Annotated in this window: 4 protein-coding genes; 2 read left to right on the top strand and 2 right to left on the bottom strand. The window is 59.4% G+C overall.

Annotated elements, in window-relative coordinates; all coding sequences use genetic code 11:
- Positions 1–222, bottom strand: a 222-nt coding sequence (locus tag HT737_RS16040; protein WP_182403241.1) for a cytochrome c5 family protein, incomplete at its 3' end; no start/stop codon positions are given.
- Positions 223–413: 191 nt separating this feature from the next.
- On the opposite strand from HT737_RS16040, the gene yihA reads away from it, so the two are divergent.
- The gene (yihA, locus tag HT737_RS16045; protein ID WP_182403243.1) at positions 414–1,058 is read left to right on the top strand and encodes a ribosome biogenesis GTP-binding protein YihA/YsxC; all 645 of its coding nucleotides are present in this window, start codon (positions 414–416) and stop codon (positions 1,056–1,058) included.
- A gap of 410 nt (positions 1,059–1,468) precedes the next feature.
- Here yihA and polA read toward each other — a convergent pair whose 3' ends face one another.
- Positions 1,469–4,273, bottom strand: coding sequence for a DNA polymerase I (gene polA, locus HT737_RS16050; protein WP_095667907.1), 2,805 nt, complete (start codon positions 4,271–4,273; stop codon positions 1,469–1,471).
- 74 nt (positions 4,274–4,347) lie between these two features.
- On the opposite strand from polA, the gene HT737_RS16055 reads away from it, so the two are divergent.
- On the top strand, positions 4,348–4,537 hold a 190-nt coding region (locus HT737_RS16055), incomplete at its 3' end, for a DUF2782 domain-containing protein (protein WP_182403245.1).

The following is a 4,537-nucleotide window of genomic DNA, read 5'->3' on the forward strand; positions in this document are numbered from 1 at the left end:
CGGCATCGCCTTGAAACCCTGGGTCACGTGTTGCACCAGCGTCTCCATACCTTTCGCCAACCTCGGCGTCCAAGCTGCCTGATCGCCTCTTTCGGGCGCCATGGGTAGTTGGCCGGAATGACAGGCACCACAAACACGGTTGTACACGGCTTCCGGTTCCTGTGTAGCCTGTGCGCCGTAAAGCGGTATCAGGACTCCGGCAGCCAGCAGCCATTTCGTCATAAAACGACCTTTTCAGGGTTGAGAGCGTTCTGCGTTCTGATGCGCAATCAAGGTCTTTGGCTCTCGTGAACTTCATCCTTCGCTGGGACAAAGCACACACAAAATCTGCGGCATTATATACTGGCGTCACTGAAACGGAAGCGACACCGCGTTCCGCGCCCAATCCCGGCGCCGCCCACATCGGAAATCCCATGCAACTCAAGAATCCCATCCTCGGCCTGTGCCAACAGTCCACGTTCATGCTCAGTGCCGCCAAAGTCGATCAATGCCCTGACGACGAAGGCTTCGAAGTGGCGTTCGCCGGTCGTTCCAACTCCGGTAAATCCAGCGCACTGAACACCCTGACTCACGCCAGCCTGGCGCGCACCTCGAAAACCCCAGGTCGCACACAGCTGTTGAACTTCTTCAAGCTAGACGATGAACGGCGTCTGGTCGACCTGCCGGGCTACGGTTATGCAAAAGTACCGATCCCGCTCAAGCAACACTGGCAGCGTCACCTCGAGGCGTACCTCGGTGGCCGGGAGAGTTTGAAGGGATTGATTCTGATGATGGACATCCGTCATCCAATGACCGACTTCGACCTGTTGATGCTCGACTGGGCCGTCGCCGCCGGCATGCCGATGCACATTCTGCTGACCAAGGCCGACAAGCTGACCTACGGCGCCGCCAAGAACACGCTGCTCAAGGTGCAGTCGGAAATCCGCAAGGGCTGGGGGGATCTGGTGACGATCCAGCTGTTCTCCGCGCCCAAACGCATGGGCCTGGAAGAGGCCTACACTGTGTTGGCAGGCTGGATGGAACTGGCGGACAAGGGTTCGGAAGCAACAGCTGAATAAGAAGTTTTCAAAACTGTCTGTGGTGCTGCCAGGCAAGGCAAAAGTGCGACAAAAAAGCGGAGTTTAGGGGACCTAAATGAGCATTTTTAGTAACGCTTTTAACGCAGCATGACCGCGCTACAGCCGATTTTGGGGCAAAAAAAGCCCCGGACTTCATATGGGGAGGGAGAAGTTCCGGGGTTTAAGTTCCGAACCGCTAGGGCGGGGTTCAGATATCTGCCAACACTTAACACAACATAGGAGCATCGAAGGGCTTCACCAGCCATTCAGTATCTCTGAGTAGTGAGTTGTCAGATTAGTTCAGATTTTTTTTCAAAAAAGCTTTGGAATAACCCCAAGCGCGATTCGAAATAAGGCCATTTCGGGCGTGCCGCGACAGTGTGTCGCGGCAAACGCCCGGTCCAGACGCCTTAGTGCGCCTCATCCCAGTTGTTGCCGACGCCGACTTCCACCAGCAACGGTACGTCCAGTTTCGCCGCTTCGCTCATGTGCAGGCGAATTTCCTGACTCACCTGCTCAACCAGATCCTCGCGAACCTCCAGCACCAGTTCGTCGTGTACCTGCAGGATGACCTTGGCGTCCAGCCCGGACGCTGTCAGCCAGTTATCCACCGCCACCATGGCTTTCTTGATGATGTCGGCGGCGGTGCCTTGCATCGGCGCATTGATCGCCGTGCGTTCGGCGGCGGCGCGTTCCTGCGGCTTGTTCGAGTTGATTTCCGGCAGGTACAGGCGTCGACCGAAGAAGGTCTCGACGTAACCCTGATCCGCCGCCTGCTTACGGGTGCGCTCCATGTATTCGCGCACACCGGGGTAGCGGGCAAAGTAGGTGTCGATGTAGGCCTTGGCGGTCTTGGTGTCGACGCCGATGTCCTTGCCGAGCTTCTGCGCGCCCATGCCATAGATCAGGCCGAAGTTGATCGCCTTGGCACCTCGGCGCTGGTCGGAGGTCACTTCGTTGAGCTCGACCTTGAACACTTCGGCAGCGGTGGCGGTGTGCACGTCCAGATTGTTGCGGAAGGCGTTCATCAGGCCTTCGTCCTTGGACAAGTGGGCCATGATCCGCAGTTCGATTTGCGAATAGTCCGCCGCCAGCAACTTGTAGCCTTTCGGCGCGACGAACGCCTGGCGAATGCGGCGGCCTTCCGCGGTGCGCACCGGAATGTTCTGCAGGTTCGGATCGCTGGAAGACAAGCGCCCGGTGGACGCCACAGCCTGATGGTACGACGTGTGGATACGTCCGGTGCGCGGATTGATCTGCTCCGGCAGGCGATCGGTGTAAGTGCTTTTCAGCTTGCTCATGGAGCGGTGTTCCATCAGCACCTTCGGCAAGCGGTGATCATCCTCGGCCAGTTTCGCCAGCACTTCCTCGGCGGTCGATGGTTGGCCCTTGGCGGTTTTCTTCAAAACCGGCAGGCCGAGTTTTTCGTAGAGGATCACGCCCAGCTGCTTCGGCGAGCCGAGGTTGAACTCTTCCCCGGCGATCTCGAACGCTTCGCGCTCCAGTGCGACCATCTTGTTGCCCAGCTCGATGCTCTGGATGCCGAGCAGTTCGGCGTCGACGAACGCGCCCTGACGCTCGATCCGCGCCAGCACCGGTACCAGCGGGATTTCGATGTCGGTCAGCACGCTGGCCAGACTCGGGATCGCGCTGAGTTTTTCAAACAGGGTCTGGTGCAGACGCAGGGTGATGTCGGCGTCTTCGGCGGCATAGGGGCCGGCCTGCTCCAGAGCGATCTGGTCAAAGGTCAGCTGTTTGGCGCCTTTGCCGGCGATGTCCTGAAAACTCACAGTGGTGTGATCCAGGTACTTCTGCGCAAGGCTGTCCATGTCGTGGCGAGTGGCGGTGGAGTTGAGTACGTAGGACTCAAGCATGGTGTCGAAGGCAATCCCGCGCACATTGATGCCTTGGCTCTGATCGCCGCCAATGGCGCAGTTGGCCAGAATGTTCATGTCGAACTTGGCGTGCTGGCCGACTTTGAGTTTGTTCGGGTCTTCCAGGATCGGCTTCAGCGCGCGCAGCACAGTGTCGCGATCCAGTTGCTCGGGTACGCCGATGTAGGAATGGGTCAGCGGGATGTACGCCGCTTCGTTGGCCTGCACCGCGAACGACAGGCCGACCAGTTGCGCCTGTTGCGCGTCGATGCCTGTGGTTTCGGTGTCGAAGGCGAACAGCTTGGCGTTGTTCAGTTTCTCCAGCCAGACGTCGAATCGCGCCTGATCGAGGATGGTTTCATACGCGGCTTCAGCGGGGGCGACGGGCGCTTCGACTGCCGTCGCGCTGAACAGATCGCCCGCCGGCGCAGGCTCGGCGGTCGCGCTCAGCTCCTGGCGCTTGGCGTCGCGATCGAGGTCATTCAGCCAGCTCTTGAATTCCAGCAGGGTGTACAGCTCGTAGAGCTTGGCCGGGTCTTCCGGGCCCATTTGCAGATCATCGAGGCCAATATCCAGCGGTACGTCGACCTTGATCGTTGCCAGCTGATAGGAGAGGAAGGCCATCTCCTTGTGCTCTTCAAGCTTGGCCGGCAGAGTCTTGGCCCCGCGAATCGGCAGGGTCGGCACGATGTCGAGGTTTGCATAAAGCTCGGTGAGGCCGCCGTTAACGCCGACCAGCAGGCCGGACGCAGTCTTCGGGCCGATGCCGGGAACGCCCGGGATGTTGTCGGAAGAATCGCCCATCAGCGCTAGATAATCGATGATCTGCTCCGGAGCGACGCCGAATTTCTCCTTTACGCCCTCAACGTCCATCGAGCTACCGGACATGGTGTTGACCAAGGTAATGTGGCCGTCGACCAATTGCGCCATGTCCTTGTCGCCGGTTGAAATGATCACCGGGCGAGCGGCTGCCGCGCTGCTGCGGGCCAGGGTGCCGATCACGTCGTCTGCCTCGACACCCTCCACGCACAACAGCGGGAAGCCGAGAGCAATCACGCTCTGGTGCAGCGGCTCGATCTGCACGCGCATGTCGTCGGGCATGCTGGGGCGGTTGGCTTTGTACTCGGCGTACATCTCATCGCGAAACGTCCCGCCCTTGGCATCGAAAACCACGGCGAACGGGCTGTCCGGATACTGCTTGCGCAGACTCTTGAGCATGTTCAGCACACCTTTGACCGCACCGGTCGGCAGGCCTTTGGAGGTGGTCAGCGGTGGCAGTGCATGGAAAGCGCGGTACAGGTAAGACGAACCGTCCACCAGGACGAGGGGGGCTTGGCTCATGAGCAGAATCAACCTTTTCGGCGGGCCCGGCGCTAGAATAGCGGGACCGTTGACGACAAAGGGACAAGGTTATCATGCGTACGTTAAATCGCTTGCTGCTGGTCGGTTTGATTGCTGTCTCACCATTGGCCGCGATGGCGGCGGATGATGCGCCGTCGAAGGAGCCGGAAGTTACCATTAACACGCACACCGAGGGCGACAAGGTCATTCAGGAATACAGCCGCAGTGGCTTCGTTTATGCGATCAAGGTCACGCCGAAGGGCG

The sequence above is a fragment of the Pseudomonas sp. MD195_PC81_125 genome, from assembly GCF_014060985.1.
Taxonomy (GTDB): Bacteria; Pseudomonadota; Gammaproteobacteria; order Pseudomonadales; family Pseudomonadaceae; genus Aquipseudomonas; species Aquipseudomonas parakoreensis.

Bases quoted from the DNA above. Each gene is read 5' to 3' on its own strand.
- polA (WP_095667907.1), bottom strand. From the start codon at position 4,273: ATGAGCCAAGCCCCCCTCGTCCTGGTGGACGGTTCGTCTTACCTGTAC.
- yihA (WP_182403243.1), top strand. From the start codon at position 414: ATGCAACTCAAGAATCCCATCCTCGGCCTGTGCCAACAGTCCACGTTC.